This is a genomic window from Pleurocapsa sp. PCC 7327, assembly GCF_000317025.1.
Taxonomy (GTDB): Bacteria; Cyanobacteriota; Cyanobacteriia; order Cyanobacteriales; family Microcystaceae; genus Hydrococcus.
In genome coordinates this window covers 3,637,056-3,660,284 of sequence record NC_019689.1, presented here as the reverse complement: position 1 = coordinate 3,660,284, position 23,229 = coordinate 3,637,056, and the positions used below count along the sequence as shown (strand labels likewise).

Genomic DNA, 23,229 nt, shown 5'->3' with positions numbered 1-23,229 from the left:
GACAAGTTCGTTTATTTATGTAATTGATATTAGAAAGCTTGAGCCTCTCAATCTTTTTTAGTAGGCTCAAGCTATTTCCCGAAAATCGCCAATTAATAAAGAAATTAGGAAAGAAACTGCCCTTTTGTTAGTTCCAATTGCCAATTATGGTAAAGGAAGCCCAATAGTAAGGATGAGATAGCTCTAACGTTCCCTTGGGAAACTCCGGTGGAAGCTGGATACTTTCTCCATTCGCCAGCATCATCTTGCCATTGTCTACTCGTACTTGTCCTTTGAGCATAGCTAACTGAGCTTGTCGCAGAGCCTCTGCTTTGTTGGCAAATTCGCCATACTCTTGATAAAACTGACCCATCAAGCCCAAAGTTCCCAAGTCGCTGACATTCCAAAGACTGGCGAGGACTGACTTGACTCCAGCTGCAACGGCTAGCCCAGCGAATCCCAATTCTGCCTGGCGGTCGCCTAAAGCCGTCTGACAAGCGCTCAACACCAGTAATTCTACCGGATAATTTTTAGACGAACTCCAGCCCAGTTCGTCGCTGAGTTGTACGAGTTGACCCATGCTGAGTCGGCTATCAAAGAATTGAATGTAAGATCGATCTCGATCTCCTGGTTGAAATTCTGCGTGAGTTCCCAGATGGATAATAGAAAACCGTTCTTTCAGGTTCTCGTTTTTGAAGTTTGCGATCGTAAAATCTTGATTAAGGAACTTCTCTCCGCGACGAGGATTTTCGATAACGGTTTGTAGTTCGACTGGCACTGCTGGTAGAGGAACTTTATCGGTAAATTCTGAAGCCCCCATAGCTAGAATAGGGCTTTTTCTTACATCGACATACCCAATGTCGGTTAGACCAAAACTGGGAACTATAGCTAAAGCGTACTTTTCAACTAAATACTGTTGACCGTCGTTAAGAGCTGCGATCGGTAATCCTCTTAGACCATCGTCCAACGCGAACACCAAAATATCAATCCCATTGGCTTTTAACTGGTCTTCTATAGGTGCGATAATCCACTGGTATAACTGCTGAGAATATGGTAAATATTCTTGTTCTCCTACCTTAAATTCATCGCTGATATTTTCCTGAAACTTTTTAACAGTTTCTAATAATTTAGCTCGCGGGATCGATGTTTTATGCAACATGGTAAACTCATTTTGCTGAGCGAGCTTATCTTTTGGGTTTTGCTCTTTGGAACCATGAATTTGACTGCTGGCACCAGAGCGATCGGAGACCTGAGAAGGACTTGGCAAAACTGAAAAAGTAATGATTTCTTCATCAACAGCAGATACATAAATCACTGCGGATTTTTTCCCAGTGACTTGACTGAGATTGGATAAGCTAGCAGAAATCTTTTCGGGAGGAGGATTGTCTCCATAGAGTTCTATGCCTAAGTAATTCTGAATTTCTACTGCTTGAAACTCTTCCTGAAGCTGTACTGCTTGCACGGGATCTGCTTGTTGAAGCTGACTGTCATAAGCACTTCTATCTACAGTGACAGCAGCTTGTTGTGGCTGAGCCTCTTTATCGGTTTTCTCTTCTTTTTGTTCTTCCCGTTCGGCTCGTTCTCGTTCATCTCGTTCTCGTTCAGCTTGTTCTCGTTTGGCTTCCTCTTGCTCTCGCGAAGCTTCCTGTCGGTCAGTTCTTCCTCGTTCCGTTGCCTGTCGATTCTGGTCTTCCGATTCAGTTGCCCGTTGTGTCTTATCTTCTGACTCAGCGTTGCGGGAATTGGCCCCCGTCCGATTACTGCCTTCTGCGTTGCGGTTGTTAGAAGTATTAGTCCCCATGCGGTTGCCTCCTGCTTGGTTATTGTTGCCGGAGTTAGTAGTCCCACCGGAGTTAGTATTGCCCCCTGCTTGGTTATTGTTGCCGGAGTTAGTAGTCCCACCGGAGTTAGTATTGCCCCCTGCTTGGTTATTGTTGCCGGAGTTAGTAGTCCCACCGGAGTTAGTATTGCCCCCTGCTTGGTTATTGCTGCCGGAGTTAGTATTGCCAGTACCCGAACTGATGTTGCCGGTTCCACCACCGGAGTTAGTATTGCCCCCTGCTTGGTTATTGCTGCCGGAGTTGGTATTCCCACCGGAGTTGGTATCGCCGCCAGAGTTATTGTTACCACCATCTGGATTAGTATCCCCAGGAATAGGATTGGGTCCGGTAACATCTGACATGTTGCCAGTCTGAGTATTACCAGGAGTGGTAAGCATTAGAAATAGACTGACGAATAAACTGATTTTGAACCAAGATTGAAAGATTTTCATATTCTTATCATCAAAATCTCAATTAATTGTTAAATCAATTAAAATGAAAAACCATAACCAACGCCAATGAGAAATCGAGCGCCATCTCCAGCCGTTCCAGTCACATCAGTAACTGCTGGAACAACTACTAGAGGGAGATCTCGAAAAGGAACCCATGAAATTCCTATCGTTAAATCTTGACCAGTCCATTCAGTAATTAAACTCATTGGTTCGAGAACTCTTACGGCTACGCTACCAAATAATCCCACAGATTCAACTCCCTCATTAATATCAGACTCCGAGCGAAATTGTCCTCCCCCAATTCCTAAAGAAGTGTAAATTTCGCTAAACGGTTCTCTGACATCTCGCTTGAGGGCAAATCTTCTACTGACAACGCCATAAACAGATGAACCTCCGTCGGTTACTCCAAAAGTTACTCCACCTTGTACGCCTACGGCGAGACTGAAATCGTATGGTAAACGTCGATGGACTTTAAAACTTATACTTCCATCTCTGAAAGGATCGCTGACATCTACTAAGGCAAGACCGACTTGAATGCCCACAAGGTTTTGAGCGTCGCCTAAACCAAAACCTAATCCGACTACCGCATCGCTAGTTTCTGTAAAACGAGTTCTCTGTTGAAAACCAATTCCAATCCCCGCTGTTCCCCAATCAGCTCCGTAACCAGAAGGGGTTATGATAGAAATGCTAGGAGCTGCTTTATAGGGAGCCGATCTAGCTTCCTGTTGTTCTATCTGTTCAAGTCCAGGAATATTTAAAGGCACTTTTTTGGGTTTAAATTCCTCTTCTCCGCCAACGGGCGCGCGGCGCAAGTTAGGGGGTTCTATCATTGTATTTTGTGAGAATGGCGTGTTGGATTGAGAAATTGGCAGCGAAAAAAAGTTTGAGTCTTCAAGAAAACTTCCAGTCCGTGCTGGGGGATTTATATTTTGAATCGATCGCTTTGAAACAGAATCTTGCTCTTCCATGCTTCGGGCAATCTGTGTAGTACCTTGTAATAAAGTAGCAGTCAGTAAAGAAACAAAAGGTAGCCAGTAGATGGACTTAGCAAGCATTTTTCAAAGTTTAAGGAGATAAATTCCAAATTTTTAGCTCAATCATTCCATCTTTTCACAGATAGCAACTTTTGACGAGACCAATGCAGCTTTAGAAAATCCACCATTTAGGCGTATAACTTCCTCCTGGAAGGCTGATAACCTTTCCTCTAGAGCGAGGACATTGTAAAGGTTGAATTCCCTCCATTAAACATCTAGGGGATTGATAGCTGCTGTTTAAACTAAATAAATAGACGCTACTGCTTGCATTGCAGTCTTCCCCTTCTTTTGAGACCATGCAGACTTTCCACATTTCGTCTGTCCAATTGCTTGCCAAGAGGTACTCCTGTTGCTCGTTGTATTTGCTTTGTAGTTTTAGAGCGGCTTGTTGACAAAGTGCTGCTGCCGAATCGCCTGGAAGTAAATATTCAGAATACCAGCTCATTAAGGGTTGAAGCTCGACCTTTCCTGGAATGTAAGCATAGGTAGTTGGCGGAGCTACATCTGAGGCACAGACAAAAGTCATTTCAGGTTGCGAGTTAGGCTGAGGGTTTTCCTGAGAGAGAGTTTTGGCTGGTCTCAAACTGAGCGTCGTTAATAAAACTGTCCCCAGAAAAATAGATACAATTAACTTCCATTTCATATGGGTTTACTCCTCTTTAGATTGGGTATTCTCTTGGCTCTTAGCTCTCAAAAGCTCTGAAAAGTTACTCTCTTGAGAGAGCTTAAAAGAGAACTTGAGAGCTTTAATTGCCTACTATAATAAAAAGCGCGGCATCAAAGTGCACTAGCAAAGATAACAAAATATATTACAGAATATATTACAGAGCGATTGGGTTAGTTTTGGTTAATTTCCCCAATCTCGCGATTCGAGGGCGAGCGTTATCCTAGTCAAAATAGAATAAGGTAACTAGCTTACGTTGTTCTTCTGCTTCTTGGCAAGTTTTCAGCAACGTCTCGCTATCGTGAAAGGCAAAGCAAATAAGCTGTTGACAGCGAGAGATAATGTCTCGATTACATATAGCACTGGCTTCAGCCAGAGACAAGCGATCGTTTTCTGGGCATTGTACTAGGTGAATAACTTGTCTGAGTTGTTCCTGTGATTCTCGTGGCTGGCGTTCGAGACTTTGAGGCAGAATTACGGTTAAAAGATTAGGATCGGCTCGCATGGCACCTTTAATAGCGGCTGCATTCGTTCCCGTGGCACCAGAGGTCATTAGGCGATTGCCGCCCAACACGAGAGCGTAGCTCATCATTTCGATCAGCTGCTGGTGAGTTAGGGGAACATGGCGCGAGCCTAAAATAGCAATGCGCTTGGAGCCAGTTTGCTGAATGGCTGCTAGTTCTTGCGCTAGTGTATCAGGGGGAAGAATATCTACTGGTTGGCTCAAAGATTTTAACCAAACATAGGCTTAATGACCGCATGCTATTGTAGCAAACCCTGCTCGATCGCGCGATCTTTAGAGACAGTTTTTAAAGTGAAGCACTCTGTGTTGAAATTAACTAAAAAATTTGTCCCTATAAGTAGTTATTGTGTTATGATAAAAAATCGTGCGGACGTATAGCTCAGTTGGTTAGAGCGCTACGTTGACATCGTAGAGGTCACTGGTTCGAGTCCAGTTACGTCCATAGGTTATATAAACTGCAATAGGAAAATTCTGTCACCACATTATTTGTCAATGTCTTAGAGACGAAAGCGATCGCTTCCTTGTTATCGATATTTGTACCATTTCAGCGTAGCTTACAACAAAGGAAAAGCTGATGACTAAAGCATAGTTTTCTTAACCTCTCACGAATGAGCCTACTGATTGTTTATATGTTGGCGATCGCCGTGAAGATCTACAGGCAGCCGTCGCAGCTAGAATTAAGTTTATGTGAGCGGTGGATTGGAGAAATAATACAAAAATGTTTTGAGTCATCAGAATCTTAAAATAATTTACATAAGTTTACAAAAACGAGGAGCCGCTCTATCTTAGTAAGAAGAAACCTTGGTCAATAAAGCCATGCAGAAAAAGTTAATTCATTTTTTACAAGAGGAACTGAAAATTCCGGCATCGGCGATCGCTTTAGCCATCTCTAAAGTCCAACAGGCTCCCAATCAGCTAACGATGCTCCTGTGGCAGTATGGACTAATCGATCTAGGACAGTTAGAACAAATTTTTGATGATTGGCTGGAGACGGCGTAATCAAAAGAAATTATTAAGAGATTAGAGATTTCTGAGAAAGATACATGAACCTTTACATTAAGAACTGGATATTCAAAACCGCCAGACACCTTTTTCTAAAATGGCTGGCATATGCATATATAGAACCCATTTGGGATCTAGGCGATCGCCATCTTCCATCCTTCCAAAGCATTTGAGAAATCAGGAAGATTTCAGATCGGATTTGGCGATCGCGTCATTTACTTAACGGGACTTAGATAAAAAAACACCCCCAAAAAAGCCTCAAACCCAAGTAGAACTTGAGGTTAAAAACAAAAACAAAATTGTCCGAACTCAGACTATCTACTTCCACACCAAGCAGAATAGCTAAATCTTTCTCACCAGTAGCAATTAAGGTCTTATCCCCATCTTGGGTAAGACTGAGGTCTTCAAAACCAATTCCCAAGCCAATAATCCCCAAAACATCCACGCCCGATTCAAAATCAGTAATGGTGTTAGCTGATTCGGGAATTTCGGCTACCGCAATCCAGAATTGGTCTGCGCCTTCATCCCCGGTAATAACATTTTGACCACCTTCAAGAGTAAAAGTTGGGGTATCTGCCCCTTCATCGGGAACCCAAGTATAAAGTTTGCCATTGCTCAAACCGTTACGAGCTAAGAAATCAGCCTCTTCGCTAGGATCTTTTTCCCGACATACATTAATAAAGGCGCACCTTCGCGATCGTCGCCAACCAATAATGCTACTTTATCTGTAGTACCAGTGTCGATTTCAGTAACATTTTCCCAAGCCGCCCGTCCCAACCAAGGCACAGCATGAAGAGTATTAGTTTCCAATTCTAAGGCAAACTCAGTACCGCCATCTTTTTCCTCTCCAGTAAAGAAGATGCTATCGACAAGACCGCGATCTTCTCCAAACTGAACGGAAGCGATCGCTGCTATCTTTTTTCTCTTATAAAGACAATCTGGTTGGGTCAACTAACCGCACCGACAAGCGGATGCGGCTTGGCTCTGGGAACCGAGAGTCCCCGAACCATGAGGAGCATTGACTGATCCCTGTTCCCCCGTCTCGATTTGAGCAAGGGAAAGAATGTCGTTATCTCGCACATTCACCGCAGCGTTTAGATCTGCATGTGCCGTGTAGCCGCAAGAGCCACAATAGAATCGAGACTTTTTCCGGTTGGCGCTACTGCCATGCCCACACCGAGAACATTTCTGACTGGTATACCGAGCATCGACAAAGACAACTCGTTTGCCAAGCGCCTCAGCCTTATACGAAAGGAATTGCTCAAACTGATAGAAGCTCCAGCTAGAGAGCTACTTATTGAGCTTTTTACCTCGCCTTTGAGTGCGAAGGGCCGACAAATCTTCCAACACAAAAACTGTGTAATCAGGCTGTCTAGCAAGCTTCTTGGTTGCACAATAGTTAACGTCGCCCATGAACCGCTTCTCTTTGCCTGACATCGCCCCTAGGCGACGCTTCGCGCTTCGAGTACCTTTTTGCTGCAACTTGCGCCAATTGTACAAATACCGTCTTGGCGTAGCACGAACTTTGTTTGAGCTAAAGAACTGACCGTCTGAGGTGGTTGCCAGATGGTACAAACCTCGGTCAATGCCTTGAGCTTCACCGTTTTGAACTTTGCACGCTTACCAATGCACTTTAATAAACGAAGCTAAAGTTGCCGAGTGGGAATAACAATCTAGTGAAGATGCTCGCGTCGATCGCGAAGCTGACAATCCTGATTTTTGAGGATTGGGCAAAAAAGTTTTTATTGAGATGAAAGTTGTGCTATGATGATTAATCGTGACATTAATGGGTCGGTGCCCGAGTGGTTAATGGGGGCGGACTGTAAATCCGCTGGCTATGCCTACGCTGGTTCAAATCCAGCCCGGCCCACCACAATATATAAATAAAGCTTAAAATGCCCGTGTAGCTCAGTGGTAGAGCACACCCTTGGTAAGGGTGAGGTCACGAGTTCAATCCTCGTCACGGGCTTCTATCGTCAATTGTTCGGGTCATGCCTTGCCCTTATCTTGTTAGCATATATAAGGATGATGTAGAATTATCGCGCCTCATCCGATGAAATAAGCTCTGATGCAATTGGCTCCTCTCTATCCGATTTTGTATCGGATTCTCAAACCAACCTTTCCTACCTGCCTCTGGAATGGCGATGAAGCTTCACCGACAATTGCTCTCACCTTCGATGACGGTCCCCATCCCGAATACACTCCTCAACTTCTAAAAGTTTTAGACGAATACCAGATCGAGGCAAGTTTTTTTTTGTTGGGCGTTTGTGTAGACAGAAATCCCTCCCTTGCCAAAGAAATTCATCAACGCGGTCACTGGATCGGACTGCATGGGTATCACCATCGCTCTTTTCCTTTGCTAACCCCAGACGAACTCAAACAAAGCTTGCAGAAAACGCAAACCGCGATCGCCAATGCTTGTCAGATCGATCGCGATCGCGTCTGCGACGTTCGACCTCCCAACGGTTTATTTACTCCTAAAGTTCTACAGCTTTTACACCAAAACAATTATCGTCCGGTGATGTGGTCTGTGGTGCCAGAGGACTGGGTGCGTCCCGGCATTGCTGTTGCTAGCAACCGAGTTATGGCGAACGTCCGCAATGGCTCCATAATTGTTCTGCACGACGGTTATTGTGGCGGACAGGACGTAAGCGCGATCGCTGCTAATTTAATTCCCCGTCTCTTACAAAAAGGTTATCGTTTCGTAACCATTGACGAACTTTGGCGGCAGAAGCATCCTTAAGAACTTTCGCAAGATCGACAACGATCGCTTACTTAATTTATATATAAAATCTGATAGCGAGTAACGTTTCAACTTCAAATCCTAAATTTTTTTACAAAATTTATCAATGCTTCTCAACAGAAAATTTAAACTTTAGGTAAGGTAACGATTCAGTTATCTTAACAAATCCTTACTGGTACATATGCACTATTCATAACAAAACAATTAAGTTGTTTTTTATTGGTTTTAGCTGCACTTTGACGTGAAATTAATTACAATAGCTGAAGATTTTGAGACTACAAAAAAGTAGCTCGCCTGCTTAAGGATCGAGACTGTTGGCTATTAGCTCATCTATATAAGAGTGTCAAGGTCAGCTAGGTTGTCTTATGCTTAGCTTATTAGCCTATAAACTCGATCGAGAGAAAAAAATCTCTCAATCCTGTTTTCAAGGATTGTAAGCTAAGCTATAAAATCAGGGGTTCAAGACTAAAACAAAATAGTCTACCCGCAATTACAACCTGGTAGTTTTCTGAGGAAAGCCAGAATAATGAATGCGTTCGAGGAAAAAAGTTCAATCATAGCAAAAGTTGCTTTGTTCTTTTGCAATTTAATCAAAAGCCCCAACCATTTTGTTGTAATCGAAGCTACAATCGGGAAGGCTTACAATTTTCTCGAAGGCAGAAGATTGTTATCCTAGCAAAGTCTTGCAGGATGGCGATAGATGGCGAACCTTTCCGACAAAAGTCAGGAAACGTGTCGAGCCAAACCAGAAAGCTAATCTCGCCTTAAACACCTAAAACTTATTAAGTTAAACTAACCAAGAAATCTTCTCGTTTTGCACAGCAGGAGTAAGAGGAAAACGGCATGACGCAGGCCAACGAAGTACTTGCAACTATTACTGAGCCTCAAACGGATTGGGAACCCTTCATAGAAGAAGACCTCGATGGCGATAAGATGGAGGACTTAGAAGACGCTATTGCTGAACCTGAAGACAGGAAAGTAAGGGGTAGCTCTCGCCGTCGCGAGACAAGTAAAAAGAAACCCTATACAGAAGACTCAATTCGCGTCTATTTACAAGAAATCGGTCGTATTCGTCTCTTAAGAGCCGAAGAAGAGATTGAATTGGCTCGCAAAATCGCCGATTTGCTGGAATTAGAACGCATTTACGAGCAACTCAGAAAGCGCTTGGGTCGCTTCCCCAACAATCGCGAATGGGCAGAGGCTGTGGAAATGGAATTGCCCGCGTTTCAACGCCGCCTCTACCTGGGCAGAAGAGCAAAAGACAAAATGGTGCAGTCTAACCTGCGTCTAGTAGTTTCTATTGCGAAAAAATATATGAATCGCGGTTTATCTTTCCAGGATTTAATCCAGGAAGGATCGCTCGGATTGATTAGGGCTGCCGAAAAGTTCGATCACGAGAAAGGTTATAAATTCTCTACCTATGCGACTTGGTGGATTCGGCAGGCAATTACGCGCGCGATCGCCGATCAATCCCGCACCATTCGCCTCCCAGTTCACCTCTACGAAACCATCTCCCGCATCAAGAAAACCACTAAGATTCTCTCTCAGGAAATGCGCCGCAAGCCGACTGAGGAAGAAATCGCCACCAGAATGGAAATGACTATCGAGAAATTGCGGTTTATTGCTAAATCGGCTCAGCTGCCTATTTCCCTGGAAACCCCTATTGGTAAAGAAGAAGATTCTCGACTTGGAGACTTTATCGAAGCAGACGGCGAAACCCCTGAAGATGAAGTCTCCAAAAATTTGTTGCGCGAAGATTTAGAAAACGTCCTCGACACTCTCAGTCCCCGCGAACGGGACGTGCTGCGACTGCGTTATGGGTTAGATGACGGACGGATGAAGACGCTTGAAGAAATCGGACAAATCTTCAACGTTACCCGCGAACGGATTCGCCAAATTGAGGCAAAGGCGTTACGCAAACTGCGTCACCCCAATCGCAACAGTATTCTTAAAGAATATATCCGCTAAACGAATGGCAGGGGTAAGGTATGCCCTAAGCAATTGACAATTGATAGTTCGCAATTCGCAATTGTCGGACTCTAATTGCGAATTGGCAATTTTGAATTGCGAATTAGATTGACTAATCCCTGTCCTAAAAAAACTGGGTTTCCTTTGCATGAGGATACCCAGTTATTTTAGTAAGATTATTTGATTGAGATTGACGAAGGGCGATTGCGTTAGAAACTACATCAAACCCCAGAAGTGCAACACGCCTTTACCGGAAACTAACTCGATAATTAGAGCAGCTGCAAAACCGATCATGGCTAGGCGACCGTTCCAATTTTCAGCGCCGGGAGTGAAGCCGAATTTGAACTCGTTGCGATTTTCGTTCTCCATAATTCCCCTTTAAATTACGTTTTGTAAAGCATTATGTTAATAACTGTAACTAAAATTCCGGAAAGCTGCAACAATCTGAGACCCAATTACTATAAATTTTACTTATAATTATTGATTGGCGAAAGACTCTCATCGAGTTTGTCTCTAATGGGTTCCAAACTCAGGCAAGATAGCGATTAAACTAAAAAAGTGCGGATGAGAAGTAGCCGCTTAGTTTAGTGACTCATTAGCGATCGCAAAAAAACATGATGACTCGACGGATTGGGGAAGTATTGAAAAATGGTCAACCAGACGAATCAGTAACGATTCAGGGTTGGGTGCGTACCAAGCGGGAATTGAAGGGGTTTGCTTTTATCGAGGTCAACGATGGTTCCTCAATGGCAAATTTACAGGTCATTCTCAATCCCGATGTCCCCAATTATGAAGAATCTCTCAAAAAGTTGAATACGGGCGCATCTGTCGAAGTCTCCGGGATACTCGTCCCTTCGCCAGGAAAAGGGCAGCGAATCGAACTGGAAACGTCTTCTATAAAAATTTACGGAGAGTCAGAACCCGAAACCTATCCCCTGCAAAAGAAACGCCACTCCTTTGAATTTTTGCGTACTATCGGACATTTGCGATCGCGCACCAATACGATGGGTGCCGTCATGCGAGTCCGCAACGCTTGCTCTAGAGCTATTCATCAATTCTTTCAGGAAAGGGGATTTTTGTGGGTTCATACGCCCATTATTACGGCAAGCGACTGCGAAGGTGCGGGAGAGTTATTTACCGTCACTAGCTTAAATTTAAACGACCTTCCTCGCACGGACAAACAAGAAATTGATTTCGCTCAAGATTTTTTTGGACGGCGTGCCTATTTAACCGTCAGCGGACAGTTAGAAGCAGAAGTCATGGCAATGGCATTCCAGAAAGTTTATACTTTTGGACCGACTTTCCGCGCCGAGAATTCTAATACTTCCCGCCATTTGGCAGAGTTTTGGATGGTAGAACCGGAAATGGCATTCTGTGACTTAAAAGGCGATCGCGAGTTAGCAGAAGCTTTCTTAAAATATATCTTCAAATCCGTCCTCGACAACTGCCCCGAAGACATGGAATTCTTCAACCAGCGCATCGATAACACCGTGCTGGCAACGGCAGATAATATTATCAACAATGAGTTCGCATGTATAACTTACACCGAAGCGGTTAAGTTATTAGAGAAGAGCGATCGTCAGTTTGAATATCCCGTTGAGTGGGGAGTCGATTTACAGTCAGAACACGAACGCTATTTGGCAGAAGAACTGTTTAAAAAACCCGTCATCGTGACAGATTATCCGACTTCTATTAAAGCCTTTTACATGCGCTTGAATGATGATGGCAAAACCGTTGCCGCCATGGATGTTTTAGTGCCAAAAGTTGGAGAAATTATCGGCGGTTCTCAACGGGAAGAACGACTAGATGTTTTAGAAAAACGCATTAAAGAACTAGGAATGCCGGAAAAAGATTTGTGGTGGTATCTAGACTTGCGTCGCTTTGGAACCGTTCCTCATGCCGGATTCGGATTGGGATTTGAAAGAGTGATACAGTTTATGACAGGAATGGGCAATATTCGCGATGTCATTCCTTTCCCTCGCACTCCTTTAAATGCGGAGTTTTAAAACTGACGCGAATTTCTTATCCAAATGCTAACCAAAATTTTAATCTTCCATAACCTTGGGAGCTAACTTACTGCGGTTTAATATTTAGCAACTATATCTGGTCTAAAGCGAGTTTGAGAAGCTACGGTCGCAGACAAGTAGAATTCTATTGTATATATTGTTGAGATGAACCTAGATTCTAATGCAAGAATAACTTCTCAAGAGATTAACTCCTTCTTGGCTCAAGAAAAAATTTATGGAGCAATGGTTTAACTTATTCATTCAAGTTGCTAAGCCTATCTTTTCAACTTTAGTTTATACGGGGACGAATACGCTACTAAGTAGCCTACAAGAAGAACTAACAAACAGACAAAAAGAGCGCACCGAACTGGTATTAAACTCATTGGGAATTAGAGAAAAGCAAGCGAGTTATCTTCGAGAGGCTATTGTAAATTTTACTTCAAGTATTGAGTTAAAAAATTTAGATTGGCAATCCTCTTTTAACAGAGACAAAACTCTACAACAACAATCGTTCGGTCGAGATAACGAAGTATTTTCAAAAATTGCCGATCGCGTCCAAGAAACGACGCTAAAACTTCCCGAACTGCAAAAAACACTAGAACATTGGCCCCTACGATTATTTCCCTCCCAACTTTTAGAATCTATTGGCGATCGCAGTCCTACTCCATTACGAGTGATTCTCGCGTCTCCTAAAATATACTTAGAAAGCAAAGAAACTAGTCTAGGAACGCGAGAAATCGAATCAATCCTAGCTCAGGAACTGCGAGAATTTCTCAGCCAAAACTATTCGCTACACTCTCAGGTTAGACCGACAGAATTTTTAGGAGGAGCGTGGAGCGATCGCGGCGTTTATGGAGAAGCAAATATTAAGGCAATCTTTGGAGTGCTAAAGTCAGAACCGACTTTAATTATCGAGTCAGAAATTGAGAGAGAATTTCTTAATTTTCGCATAGCGTATTGGGGATTTGAGCAGGAAAAATATTGCTATGCAACTATTTTTAAACTGCCTTACAAAACGTTTCTACAAGAGTCGGCAAAAGCGAGAGCTTTGCGATGGAAAGAAACACGCCAGAAACTTCTCGCCCTGGGAAAAACCAGAGAAGAAGTTAAGCGTCTAGGAGGAAACAACACTGTCAATCTCGATCTTTTAGAAGAAGCAGAAGCTTTACAAGCGGCTGGTATCGATTTGAGAGAGCTAAACTTTTCTTATCAAATCGATCGCAAAGATGTTGAAGCATTATGTCAATTTTTGAGTATCTGTAATTGTTTAATAGCGGGCTGGATAGCAGACATTCACTATCTTATCCACTACAATACTCCCCCAAATTTATCCGAATGGCTGCCTCAATTAAGAGGGGCGATCGCAGATCGATTATCCATTGACGAAATCGTCCGCACGACAGTTTTAATCTATCGAGAGATTTTTAAAGCCTTAGCAAACGAACGACCTAAAGACATTCCCGAATTAGCTTTGAAACTTGCGCTCAGTCTTGCTTCTTTCCCCGACAAATCTTTGTTTAGAGAACAAGTGGATTACTCGCTACAGTTGTGGCTGCAACAGCACCATTTACCTCAATTATCTACCCCAGAAACTATCCCAACTACCTTAACTAGCGAAGACAGAGACTACCTCGAAAGCCTTAAAGCCTGTTTGTCGCTCCTGGGAGATGAGTCGGGCGCAACTCAGGTAGAAAATCTCCTAAACGCAATTGTTCCCTGCAAACAGATAACTCAGGCAAGCAAGCGGGTTAAGTTTGCTCTGTGCCATACGGTGAAAGGAATTTCTGGGAAAGTATCCTCGCTAGCCATTGGTTCTGACGAGCCAAAATTAGTTAGCGAGGTTAATAGTAGCACGCTGGAGTTATGGTACTTGGATAAGGGAAGCGATCGACTATCTTCGAGTCACAAACTCGGCGGACATGCGGGGAAAGTTTTAACAGTCGCCTTTAGTCCCGACGGACAGACGCTAGCGAGTAGCGATAAAACTGCCGAGAGAAGTCAGATCAAAATTTGGAACTTGCAAACGGGAAAACTCCATCGCACTCTATTTGGTCACAAACAAGCCATTCATTCTCTGGCGATCGGTGTTTGGCAGAGTGAAAACAAGCAATTCCTCGCCAGTGGTAGCCATAAAATCAAACTCTGGGATTTACAGACGGGAGAGTCATTTCTTACGCTTTTTGGACATAAAGAGTGGGTGTATTCTCTGGCAGTTAGCCCGGATGGTCTAACGCTGATCAGCGGTAGTAAAGACAAAACGATTAGAATTTGGAATTTATCTGCCGGAGAGTTACTACACACGCTTAGCGGACACGATGGTGGCGTAAAAGCCCTTGCCGTCAGTCCTGACGGACAAATGCTCCTCAGCGGTGGCGACGACGCAACTATCAAACTTTGGGAGATAGGGACGGGCAAACTCCTGCATACTTTTAAAGGACATTCGGGGACAATTCGCGCGATCGCGATCGCTCCCGATAGCCAGTACGCGATCGCTGCTTGCCATGATAAAACTATCAAAGTCTGGGATCTGAATACGGGAAAATTGCTGCAAACGCTCAAAGGACATCAAGAATCCGTCAGCGTCCTTGCCATCAGTCCAGACGGACAAACTCTAGTCAGCGGCAGCGAAGACAAAACTCTCAAAATTTGGCGAACCTTTTAGCGATCGAGCTAAGTAAATTCTAGCTAAACTTTCACTTGGGAATCAATTCCCAAGCTAATCGAAAAAGTCCACTTAAGTGGACTTTTTCGATTCGCCAAGAAATTTATTTCTTGACGAATAAAATGTTTTTGTCAGAAATTTATATCAAATCCGACTAAATAACAATAATTTATGACTGAGCTGAATTAGCAATAAAACAATCTTAATAGAATTTGCCTGAGACACGCTACGCTAATATACTGGCCAATAGTTAAAAGTTCTTAAGCAATTTTGCGTTCTTATATTCGCGATGAATTTTCGTTTTGCAATTATCAGCGATCCCCATATTGCTGTTCCCCAAACTATCTGGAATCGTTCCAACCGTTTTCATCTAGTAGAAGTCAGTATTCCTGCTTTAGAGGTTGTATTAGAGCATCTAGAACAAATAAATCTCGATTTTCTCTTACTTCCAGGGGATTTAACCCAAGATGGAGAACCAGAAAATCATCAATGGCTGCAACAACGCCTAGAAACTTTGCCTTTTCCCGTCTATGTCGTTCCTGGCAATCACGACATCCCAACTTTATTGCCAACAGAACAGTCAATTGGATTTCAAGATTTTCCCCTCTGTTACCGTCAGCTTGGCTATCAGAATTCTCAACAACATTACTATACTTGTGAAATTTTACCAGGGGTTCAATTAATTGCCCTTAATTCTAATCAATTCGATTCTCATGGCAAGCAATTAGGATGTTTAGATGAGGAACAATTAGCATGGTTGGAAAAATTGCTTCCAGATGTTCGAGATAAATTAGTATTGGTAATGATTCATCACAACGTAATCGAACATTTACCAGGGCAATCTCGCCACGAACTTGGCAAGCGTTATATGCTTGACAATGCTCCTATTTTGCTACAAATACTTCAAGAAGCGGGCATCAAGCTAATTTTTAGCGGGCATTTACACGTTCAAGATGTAGCTTATGAAGAGGGAATTTATGAGATTACGACTGGATCTTTGGTCAGCTATCCTCACCCCTATCGTATCTTGGAAATGCAAGCCAAAAGAGGGGGAAATTGGGAGTTAAAAATAGAATCTCATCGTCTAAAATCTCTACCGGGATGGGAAGATTTAGCAAAAATTTCCCGAAAATGGATGGGCGATCGCTCTTATCCTTTTATGATAAGATTACTAACCGGACATCCTTTGAATTTATCAATGGAAGAAGCAGAAAAATTAGTCCCTCAGTTACGCTATTTCTGGGCAGATATTGCAGCGGGCGATGCAGTTTTTGATTTTGTTGATTTTCCGCCATTAGTTCGTCATTACTTTCAACAATTCAGCGCTACTAATGGGAATGGAATTCCAGATTTAATTGATAATCATGCAACGTTGTTAATTTAATTTATAGCGTCGCACAACTAGGGGATGATAGGCGCACACAAAGACGCAAAGTGCTATCTATTATTAAGCAATTCAGTTTGCGAGCCAAAACGACTTAAATAGTAGGATTAACTGAATAAAGCTTAAGAGAAAGAAAGATTTATACTCCGATTATTGATATGACAAAATATGTCCTCAAATCCTTATGATTGGATTAAAGAATCTCTGGAAATAATTCATCGTGCAGATTGGTATCGTTCGGTAAAAAAAATTTATGGTCGTCCGGGAACAATTGTAAATTTAGAAGGACGATCGCTGATTAATTTTGCCAGTAATGATTATTTAGGACTAGCAGGAGACGAGCGCTTAATTCAAGCATCAATAGAAGCGATAAAAGAATTAGGAACGGGTAGCACGGGTTCTCGATTATTGAGCGGACATCGAGAATTGCACGAGAAATTAGAAAGCGCGATCGCGTCTTTAAAACAAACAGAAGATGCGCTAGTTTTTAGTTCTGGCTATCTTGCAAATATAGGAACAATTCCCGCCTTAGTCGGACGGCGCGACGTGATTTTTTCTGACCAATACAATCACTCCAGCTTAAAAAATGGAGCCAAACTAAGCGGCGCAAAAGTTATCGATTATTCTCATTGTAATCTGGCAGATTTAGAAACAAAATTACAGCAATATCGCCAACAATATCGTCGCTGTTTAATTGTGAGTGATAGCGTTTTTAGTATGGACGGCGATTTGTGTCCCCTGCCCCAATTATTATCTCTAGCAGAAGCCTTTGACTGCATGGTTTTAATTGATGAAGCCCATGCTACCGGAGTTATGGGAAAAACGGGTGCGGGATGTGTAGAACACTTCGGTTGCACGGGGAAAGAACTCATTCAAATAGGGACGCTGAGTAAAGCCTTGGGGAGTTTGGGAGGATATGTTGCGGGTTCGGCAACCCTCATTGATTTTTTACGCAATCGCGCCCCCAGTTGGATTTATACTACAGGGCTTTCTCCCGCCGATACAGCAGCAGCATTAGCAGCTATTGAAATTGTGCAAACCGATCGCGATCGCCGTCAACAATTGTGGCGCAATGTTAATTTCCTAAAACAGCAACTAGCTGGACTAAATTTATTGCCTTCCGAATCGCCGATTATTTGTCTTGGTTTAGCTACGCCTGCTGAAGCATTAACGCTAGCCAAACAACTCAAAGAAAGGGGAATTTTTGCCCCAGCCATTCGCCCTCCCACAGTTCCCACCAGCCGCATTCGCTTCTCAGTTATGGCAACTCACGAACCTAACCAGATTCAGCAGTTAGTAATATCAATTACATCAATACTTGCAGATTAAATTAACAAAAATTTTTGATATTAAAATTACAAAAACATCTTGGGCAGGAGCGATCGCGGCACCAAAATATTAAGATTTTTATCAAACCATAAGCTTTTACTTGACCTAATGTATCAAATTTATTTGAAATATATAGAAAACACTCCTTGATGGGAATAAGGAGATAAAACAATGAATATAAAAGTTTGTGGGTGGGCGATCGCCCTGAGTTTTTCTACTCTGGTGACAGGCTGTAGCGTACCGCCAACATCAACCTCTCAAATCCAGCAACAGCCCATCGTTATTGATGGTTCCAGTACCGTTTTCCCCTTGACCGATGAAGTCGTCAAAGAGTATCAATTTGAACGCAGCGATGCTCCTGAGATTACAGTTGCTTTCTCTGGTACGGGAGGTGGGTTTAGAAAATTTTGTGCAGGTGAAACAGATATAAACAATGCGTCTCGTCCGATCGTAAATAAGGAGATAGAAGCTTGTAAAGCCAATCAAGTAAAGTACCTTGAATTGCCAGTTGCCTATGATGCCCTAACAATAGTCGTACATCCTTCCAATACTTGGGCACAGAGCCTTACCCTAGAAGAACTGAAAAAAATATGGGAACCAGCAGCACAGGGAAAAATTACCCGTTGGAATCAGATTCGTCCTGAGTGGCCCGACAAACCTCTCAATCTATATGGTGCAGGTCGAGATTCTGGGACGTTTGATTACTTTACCGAGATAGTCGTCGGTAAAGTAGGAGCCAGTCGGAATGATTATACCGCCAGCGAGGATGACTACGAGTTAATGCGACGAGTCAGGAACGATCCCAATGGTCTGGGCTACTTTGGCTATGCTTATTATGAGGAAAGCCAAACCCTACTTAAGGCAGTAGCCATTGACGAAGGCAGAGGTCCTGTATTGCCTTCAAGCGAGACAGTACTTAAAGGTGAGTATCAATCTCTTGCTCGCCCGCTGTTCATCTATGTGAATGCTAAGTTGCTAGAAGAGAAGCCAGGATTGCAGAACTTCGTTCAATTCTATCTCGTCAATGCTGAAAATCTGGCTAAGGTAGTAGGTTATGTACCCTTATCCGATGAAGCATATACGTTTGCTCTTGACCATTTCCAGAGTCGTAAAGTCGGGACTGCTTTTGCCGGACATTCTGAAAAGTTAACGCTTCAGGAACTGCTCAAGAGAGAGAAACGATTAGAGTGAGCTAACAGACTAAAATAATTTTCACTCGCTGTCAAACGTCAACTGCCTCTCAGAAAAGAATTGACGGCTTTTTTCTTTTCTCTTAGCTAGCTATCGATTGAAGTGGACCCAGTTGTCTAGACAAGATCGAGAGAAAGTTAAATGTTAACTCCGCCTCAAAAACTTTTCTAATTTTTTAGAAATCAAAAGTTGACAACAAGATTCCAAATAGAAAATCTAGTTTTGATAGCATATTCCAACCTTTTCTTTAGAGACTACGCTTTACCAATAGACGATTAATTGTTCTTCAAGCTAACGACAAAAGTACAAGTTTAATTTGAGCTATTTAAACAAATCCCCAAAAAATCTTAACATCCAAAGCAATTTTCTTAACCTCTTGTTTACCAACAAGAGTTAGGCTGTGTCGTAAAATCAATAAGGTTTTTTAAGTTACGAATTTACAAAAACATGCCTTGCCTGAAAAATGCGTCATCTGAAGAAAACTTTATGACCCTTTCTAAGAAAACTAAACGCCAGCTTTCCATTCGTTTATCATCTATCGGATTAGCTTTAACTTTAGCCGCCTGCGGCGGAGGAAATCAAACTACCACCACTCCTGATTCCACCTCAAGTCCCTCAGGAACTCAAGAAAGCAGTCAACCTGCCGCTTCTAACCTAAGCGGTGCAGTATTAGTTGACGGTTCTAGCACCGTTTTTCCGATCTCGGAGGCGATGGCAGAAGAGTTTATGAAGGCAAATCCCAACGTGAGAGTGACGGTTGGAGTATCTGGAACTGGCGGTGGGTTTAAGAAATTCTGTGCTGGAGAAACCGATATTTCCAATGCTTCTCGTCCGATCAAAAAAGAAGAAATCGAACTATGTCAGAAAAATGGCATTGAATATGTCGAACTCCCCGTCGCTTTTGACGGTCTATCGGTAGTGGTCAATCCGGCAAACGACTATGCAACTTGCTTAAAAGTAGAGGAACTCAAGAAGATGTGGGAACCCGCTGCCCAAGGCAAAGTCACTAACTGGAATCAAATTAGAGAAGGCTTTCCCAATAAACGTCTTGGTTTGTATGGTGCAGGCACTGACTCCGGTACATACGACTACTTTACGGCTGCTATTGTGGGTGAAGAAGGCGAAAGTCGAGGCGACTTCACCGCAAGCGAAGATGACAACACAATCGTTCAAGGGGTAGCCTCCGATGAAGGCGGTCTTGGCTTCTTCGGTTATGCTTACTTCGAAGAAAACAAAGATAGACTGAAGCTAGTCGCGATCGATAGCGGGGATGGCAATTGCGTAGAACCAAGCGAAACGACGATTGCTGACGGTAGCTACAAACCTTTGTCTCGTCCAGAATTTATTTACGTCAAGAAAACTTCCCTTGACAAACCTGCGGTTAAAGCGTTTGCTCAATTTCAGATCGATCCAGCCAATAAAGGTCTGATTAAAGAGACTGGCTACGTGCCGCTTCCCGATGATATTCTCGCAGTAGTAAAAGAGCGCTTAGAAACTACTAAAATAGGCACCGTCTTTGGCGGAGAACCCGCAGTAGGCGTGAAACTTGCAGATATTCTGGCAAAAGAGAAGTAAAAAGTAACAAGACGCTATTAACTTGGAGGGCAAGGGAGCCTTTCCCTTTCGCCTTTCACCCCTTATCTATCACGTTATGACTTTAGAATTACCGTTGTCTAGATCGAACCTGTGGCAACCTCGGCGGCAATTGAGCGAACGGATGGAATTAGCTGTCAAAGCAATTTTTGCTTTGTTTGCCTTGGTTTCTATCGCTACCACCATCGGGATTGTCCTGACGCTAATCTTTGAGACGATTGAGTTTTTCCAAGCGGTTCCCTTGTGGAAGTTTTTAACCGACAAGCAATGGACTCCCCTGTTTGCTAACGCTCAATTTGGGATTTTCGTCCTGATTAGTGCGACATTTCTGACTTCCGTTATTGCCATTGCGATCGCTTTACCGTTAGGCTTGCTAGCTGCTATTTGCTTAAGCGAGTATGCTAGTCCCCAGGTACGTAAGTGGCTCAAACCCGGTCTAGAAATTTTAGCGGGCGTGCCCACAGTTGTTTATGGCTACTTTGCCTTACTATTTGTCACTCCTTTATTGCAAAACTTTATCCCCGGTTTGCAGGGATTCAATGCCCTAAGTGCCGGGCTAGTTTTAGGAATTTCTATCACTCCATTAGTCGCTTCTTTAAGTGAAGACGCTATCTATGCCGTTCCTCGCAGCTTGCGCGAGGGAGCTTATGCCCTGGGAGCAACCAAGCGAGAAACCATTCTTGCCGTCGTCTTGCCAGCCGCTCTTTCAGGAATTGTCGCTTCGCTCATTTTAGCCATCTCTAGGGCAATTGGGGAAACAATGATCGTGACCATCGCTGCCGGTCAAAATCCTCGATTGGGACTAAATCCCTTCGTGCCCGTAATGACAATGACAGCCTTTATCGTGCAGGTCAGTTTGGGAGATACGCCAGCAGGATCCCTCGCTTATAAGACCATTTTTGCCGTGGGTATGACCCTGTTCCTCATCACCCTGGCACTCAATATTTTTAGCTTTTGGTTCGTTCGCCGTTTCCGGGAGAAGTACGAATGACACGTCCAAATACTCGATTGTTTTCAGGAAAAAGCCAGCAAGACCAAGAGCTTTTTCAGAGCGATCGCGCCCAACGCTATGGAGTGGATCGGTTTTTTGAAATCCTGGTTTGGGTGGCGACATTTGTATCGCTAGCCGTATTAGCAGTTTTACTATTGGATACCTTTATTGATGGTTTACCTCGCCTCAATTGGACGTTTCTAAGCAGTTTTCCCTCCCGCAGACCGGAACAGGCAGGCATTTTATCTGCCCTAGCAGGAACCGTTTGGATGTTAGGGTTGGTAGCGCTATTGGCTTTTCCCATCGGAGTTGGGGCGGGAATTTATTTGGAAGAATTTGCGCGAGATAGCTTTTTAGCCAAGGTCATTGAAATCAATATTGCTAACTTAGCCGGGGTTCCTTCCATTATCTATGGATTGTTAGGGTTAGGATTTTTCGTTCGGGTAATGGCACCCATTACGGGAGGGCGGAGTATTCTGGCAGGTTCTCTCACGATCGCCTTGTTGGTACTGCCGATTATCATCGTCACAACCCGCGAATCATTACGTGCCGTTCCTAACAGCTTGCGACTAGCAGGTTTCGCCTTGGGCGCGACTCGCTGGCAAGTAATCCGCGAGCATATTTTTCCAGTGGCTCTCCCAGGGATTTTAACGGGAACAATTCTGGCTTTGGCACGGGCAATTGGAGAAACAGCTCCTCTGATTACTATTGGCGCGCTGACCTTCGTCTCATTTTTACCAGAGAATTTACAGAGTTCTTTTACCGTACTACCCATTCAAATCTTTAACTGGGTTTCTCGTCCCCAAAAAGAATTTCATGTGAATGCAGCAGCGGGAATTATCGTTTTGATGGTTGTTTTGTTGGCAATGAATGCCACAGCAATTATTTTACGCAATAAGTTCCAAAAGCGAGTTTGAATTCATTAATTGGGAACTTTTAACTTAGAAATTTAGAATTTATTTCTCATCTATTAGTTTTGGCTCAATCTTATGCTATCCGATTCTTCTTCTACTAATGTCATCACCGAAGCGATTATAAGAGTTCAGAATGTTTCTGTATACTATGGTTCTAATTTAGCCGTTCGCGATACTTCCCTCGACATACCAGAAAACAAAGTCGTTGCGTTTATCGGACCTTCTGGATGTGGAAAAAGTACGATTCTGCGCTGCTTTAACCGCATGAACGACTTAATTCCAGGGGCAAGGGTTGAAGGGAAAATTACCTTTCGCGGACGCGATATGTATGACAAAAAAGTCGATCCCGTGGCGTTGCGCAGCCGCATTGGCATGGTATTTCAGAAGCCGAATCCATTTCCTAAGTCTATTTATGAAAATATTGCGTTTGGCGCGCGGATTAACGGTTATCAAGGCAATATGGACGAGTTAGTCGAGGATTCTCTGCGCAAAGCTGCCCTATGGGATGAAGTTAAAGATAAGCTCAAAGAAAGCGGACTTGCCCTCTCAGGCGGACAGCAGCAACGCTTATGTATTGCCAGAGCGATCGCGATTCAACCGGAAGTCATTTTAATGGACGAACCCTGTTCCGCCCTAGACCCCATTTCTACTTTAAAGGTGGAAGAGTTAATTCACGAGTTGAAACAGCAATATACCATCATCATCGTCACCCACAACATGCAACAAGCGTCACGGGTATCCGATTACACGGCTTTCTATAATGCAGAAGCTACTCCCAAGGGAGGAAAAGTTGGTTATTTGGTCGAATATGACCGAACTGAAACAATTTTCCAAAATCCCATCCAAGAAGCGACTAGAGATTACGTCAGCGGTCGTTTTGGTTGATTTTAGCCAAGTTATCTTGCTATAAGTCAATAAGAAGAACCTAAAATCAATTTCTGTAAATCCTTGCAGAAGATGAGAGATAAAAGAGT

General features: G+C 43.3%; 17 protein-coding genes, 3 tRNA genes and 2 pseudogenes. 15 read left to right on the top strand and 7 right to left on the bottom strand.

Translation table 11 applies throughout. The features are described from left to right. Positions 1–127: 127 nt before the first annotated feature. The 4 genes from PLE7327_RS22790 to PLE7327_RS16375 all read right to left on the bottom strand — a co-directional run bounded on the left by PLE7327_RS22790 (position 128) and on the right by PLE7327_RS16375 (position 4,676). A complete protein-coding gene (locus PLE7327_RS22790) occupies positions 128–2,251 on the bottom strand; it encodes a CHAT domain-containing protein (RefSeq protein WP_015144913.1) in 2,124 nt (707 codons plus the stop codon). Positions 2,252–2,289: 38 nt separating this feature from the next. Then, a complete protein-coding gene (locus tag PLE7327_RS22785; protein WP_015144912.1) occupies positions 2,290–3,306 on the bottom strand; it encodes a hypothetical protein in 1,017 nt (338 codons plus the stop codon). A 91-nt stretch (positions 3,307–3,397) separates the two neighbouring features. Further along, positions 3,398–3,928 carry a COP23 domain-containing protein gene (locus PLE7327_RS16380; RefSeq protein ID WP_015144911.1) on the bottom strand — a complete coding sequence of 177 codons (531 nt, stop codon included), beginning with the start codon at positions 3,926–3,928 and terminating at the stop codon, positions 3,398–3,400. A 244-nt stretch (positions 3,929–4,172) separates the two neighbouring features. Continuing rightward, a complete protein-coding gene (locus tag PLE7327_RS16375) occupies positions 4,173–4,676 on the bottom strand; it encodes a hypothetical protein (RefSeq protein ID WP_015144910.1) in 504 nt (167 codons plus the stop codon). A gap of 164 nt (positions 4,677–4,840) precedes the next feature. Here PLE7327_RS16375 and PLE7327_RS16370 point away from each other — a divergent pair. After that, positions 4,841–4,914 (top strand) — tRNA-Val (locus PLE7327_RS16370). Between the two features lie 374 nt (positions 4,915–5,288). Next, positions 5,289–5,471 (top strand): DUF2949 domain-containing protein, encoded by a 183-nt coding sequence (locus PLE7327_RS16365; RefSeq protein WP_015144909.1) that lies wholly within the window; start codon positions 5,289–5,291, stop codon positions 5,469–5,471. A gap of 232 nt (positions 5,472–5,703) precedes the next feature. Here PLE7327_RS16365 and PLE7327_RS26680 read toward each other — a convergent pair. Together PLE7327_RS26680 and PLE7327_RS26675 are read right to left on the bottom strand one after the other, a co-directional pair. Further along, positions 5,704–6,380, bottom strand: a pseudogene (locus tag PLE7327_RS26680) (hypothetical protein); the annotation flags it as partial. 45 nt (positions 6,381–6,425) lie between these two features. Then, positions 6,426–6,689, bottom strand: a pseudogene (locus tag PLE7327_RS26675) (zinc ribbon domain-containing protein); the annotation flags it as partial. 573 nt (positions 6,690–7,262) lie between these two features. Here PLE7327_RS26675 and PLE7327_RS16345 point away from each other — a divergent pair. The 4 genes from PLE7327_RS16345 to rpoD all read left to right on the top strand — a co-directional run bounded on the left by PLE7327_RS16345 (position 7,263) and on the right by rpoD (position 10,185). Further along, positions 7,263–7,347 (top strand) — tRNA-Tyr (locus PLE7327_RS16345). 24 nt (positions 7,348–7,371) lie between these two features. Continuing rightward, a tRNA-Thr gene (locus tag PLE7327_RS16340) sits at positions 7,372–7,443 on the top strand. A gap of 99 nt (positions 7,444–7,542) precedes the next feature. Continuing rightward, positions 7,543–8,217, top strand: coding sequence for a polysaccharide deacetylase family protein (locus PLE7327_RS16335; RefSeq protein WP_015144908.1), 675 nt, complete (start codon positions 7,543–7,545; stop codon positions 8,215–8,217). 843 nt (positions 8,218–9,060) lie between these two features. Continuing rightward, the gene (gene rpoD, locus PLE7327_RS16330; protein ID WP_015144907.1) at positions 9,061–10,185 is read left to right on the top strand and encodes an RNA polymerase sigma factor RpoD; all 1,125 of its coding nucleotides are present in this window, start codon (positions 9,061–9,063) and stop codon (positions 10,183–10,185) included. Positions 10,186–10,401: 216 nt separating this feature from the next. Here rpoD and PLE7327_RS16325 read toward each other — a convergent pair whose 3' ends face one another. Continuing rightward, positions 10,402–10,554, bottom strand: a complete 153-nt coding sequence (locus tag PLE7327_RS16325) for a hypothetical protein (RefSeq protein WP_015144906.1) — start codon at positions 10,552–10,554, stop codon at positions 10,402–10,404. A gap of 245 nt (positions 10,555–10,799) precedes the next feature. Between PLE7327_RS16325 and asnS the strand changes: the two genes are divergently transcribed. From asnS to pstB, 9 genes are all read left to right on the top strand, one after another. Beyond that, on the top strand, positions 10,800–12,191 hold the full coding sequence (asnS, locus tag PLE7327_RS16320) for an asparagine--tRNA ligase (protein WP_015144905.1): 1,392 nt from the start codon (positions 10,800–10,802) through the stop codon (positions 12,189–12,191). A gap of 235 nt (positions 12,192–12,426) precedes the next feature. After that, positions 12,427–14,853 carry a WD40 repeat domain-containing protein gene (locus PLE7327_RS16315; RefSeq protein WP_015144904.1) on the top strand — a complete coding sequence of 809 codons (2,427 nt, stop codon included), beginning with the start codon at positions 12,427–12,429 and terminating at the stop codon, positions 14,851–14,853. A 289-nt stretch (positions 14,854–15,142) separates the two neighbouring features. Then, a complete protein-coding gene (locus PLE7327_RS16310; RefSeq protein ID WP_015144903.1) occupies positions 15,143–16,237 on the top strand; it encodes a metallophosphoesterase in 1,095 nt (364 codons plus the stop codon). 168 nt (positions 16,238–16,405) lie between these two features. After that, on the top strand, positions 16,406–17,566 hold the full coding sequence (gene bioF, locus PLE7327_RS16305) for an 8-amino-7-oxononanoate synthase (RefSeq protein WP_015144902.1): 1,161 nt from the start codon (positions 16,406–16,408) through the stop codon (positions 17,564–17,566). A 171-nt stretch (positions 17,567–17,737) separates the two neighbouring features. Further along, a complete protein-coding gene (locus PLE7327_RS16300; protein ID WP_015144901.1) occupies positions 17,738–18,757 on the top strand; it encodes a PstS family phosphate ABC transporter substrate-binding protein in 1,020 nt (339 codons plus the stop codon). Positions 18,758–19,243: 486 nt separating this feature from the next. Further along, the gene (locus tag PLE7327_RS16295) at positions 19,244–20,332 is read left to right on the top strand and encodes a PstS family phosphate ABC transporter substrate-binding protein (RefSeq protein WP_041392247.1); all 1,089 of its coding nucleotides are present in this window, start codon (positions 19,244–19,246) and stop codon (positions 20,330–20,332) included. Between the two features lie 76 nt (positions 20,333–20,408). After that, positions 20,409–21,341, top strand: coding sequence for a phosphate ABC transporter permease subunit PstC (gene pstC / locus PLE7327_RS16290; protein ID WP_041393452.1), 933 nt, complete (start codon positions 20,409–20,411; stop codon positions 21,339–21,341). Further along, a complete protein-coding gene (pstA, locus tag PLE7327_RS16285) occupies positions 21,338–22,258 on the top strand; it encodes a phosphate ABC transporter permease PstA (protein WP_015144898.1) in 921 nt (306 codons plus the stop codon). The genes pstC and pstA overlap by 4 nt, the downstream gene beginning before the upstream one ends. 72 nt (positions 22,259–22,330) lie before the next feature. Continuing rightward, positions 22,331–23,140, top strand: a complete 810-nt coding sequence (gene pstB / locus PLE7327_RS16280; protein ID WP_015144897.1) for a phosphate ABC transporter ATP-binding protein PstB — start codon at positions 22,331–22,333, stop codon at positions 23,138–23,140. Positions 23,141–23,229: the final 89 nt, after the last annotated feature.

Coding starts and splice junctions, on each gene's coding strand:
- PLE7327_RS22790 (WP_015144913.1), bottom strand. CDS start 2,251: ATGAAAATCTTTCAATCTTGGTTCAAAATCAGTTTATTCGTCAGTCTA.
- PLE7327_RS22785 (WP_015144912.1), bottom strand. CDS start 3,306: ATGCTTGCTAAGTCCATCTACTGGCTACCTTTTGTTTCTTTACTGACT.
- PLE7327_RS16380 (WP_015144911.1), bottom strand. CDS start 3,928: ATGAAATGGAAGTTAATTGTATCTATTTTTCTGGGGACAGTTTTATTA.
- PLE7327_RS16365 (WP_015144909.1), top strand. CDS start 5,289: ATGCAGAAAAAGTTAATTCATTTTTTACAAGAGGAACTGAAAATTCCG.
- PLE7327_RS16335 (WP_015144908.1), top strand. CDS start 7,543: ATGCAATTGGCTCCTCTCTATCCGATTTTGTATCGGATTCTCAAACCA.
- rpoD (WP_015144907.1), top strand. CDS start 9,061: ATGACGCAGGCCAACGAAGTACTTGCAACTATTACTGAGCCTCAAACG.
- PLE7327_RS16325 (WP_015144906.1), bottom strand. CDS start 10,554: ATGGAGAACGAAAATCGCAACGAGTTCAAATTCGGCTTCACTCCCGGC.
- asnS (WP_015144905.1), top strand. CDS start 10,800: ATGATGACTCGACGGATTGGGGAAGTATTGAAAAATGGTCAACCAGAC.
- PLE7327_RS16315 (WP_015144904.1), top strand. CDS start 12,427: ATGGAGCAATGGTTTAACTTATTCATTCAAGTTGCTAAGCCTATCTTT.
- PLE7327_RS16310 (WP_015144903.1), top strand. CDS start 15,143: ATGAATTTTCGTTTTGCAATTATCAGCGATCCCCATATTGCTGTTCCC.
- bioF (WP_015144902.1), top strand. CDS start 16,406: ATGTCCTCAAATCCTTATGATTGGATTAAAGAATCTCTGGAAATAATT.
- PLE7327_RS16300 (WP_015144901.1), top strand. CDS start 17,738: ATGAATATAAAAGTTTGTGGGTGGGCGATCGCCCTGAGTTTTTCTACT.
- PLE7327_RS16295 (WP_041392247.1), top strand. CDS start 19,244: ATGACCCTTTCTAAGAAAACTAAACGCCAGCTTTCCATTCGTTTATCA.
- pstC (WP_041393452.1), top strand. CDS start 20,409: ATGACTTTAGAATTACCGTTGTCTAGATCGAACCTGTGGCAACCTCGG.
- pstA (WP_015144898.1), top strand. CDS start 21,338: ATGACACGTCCAAATACTCGATTGTTTTCAGGAAAAAGCCAGCAAGAC.
- pstB (WP_015144897.1), top strand. CDS start 22,331: ATGCTATCCGATTCTTCTTCTACTAATGTCATCACCGAAGCGATTATA.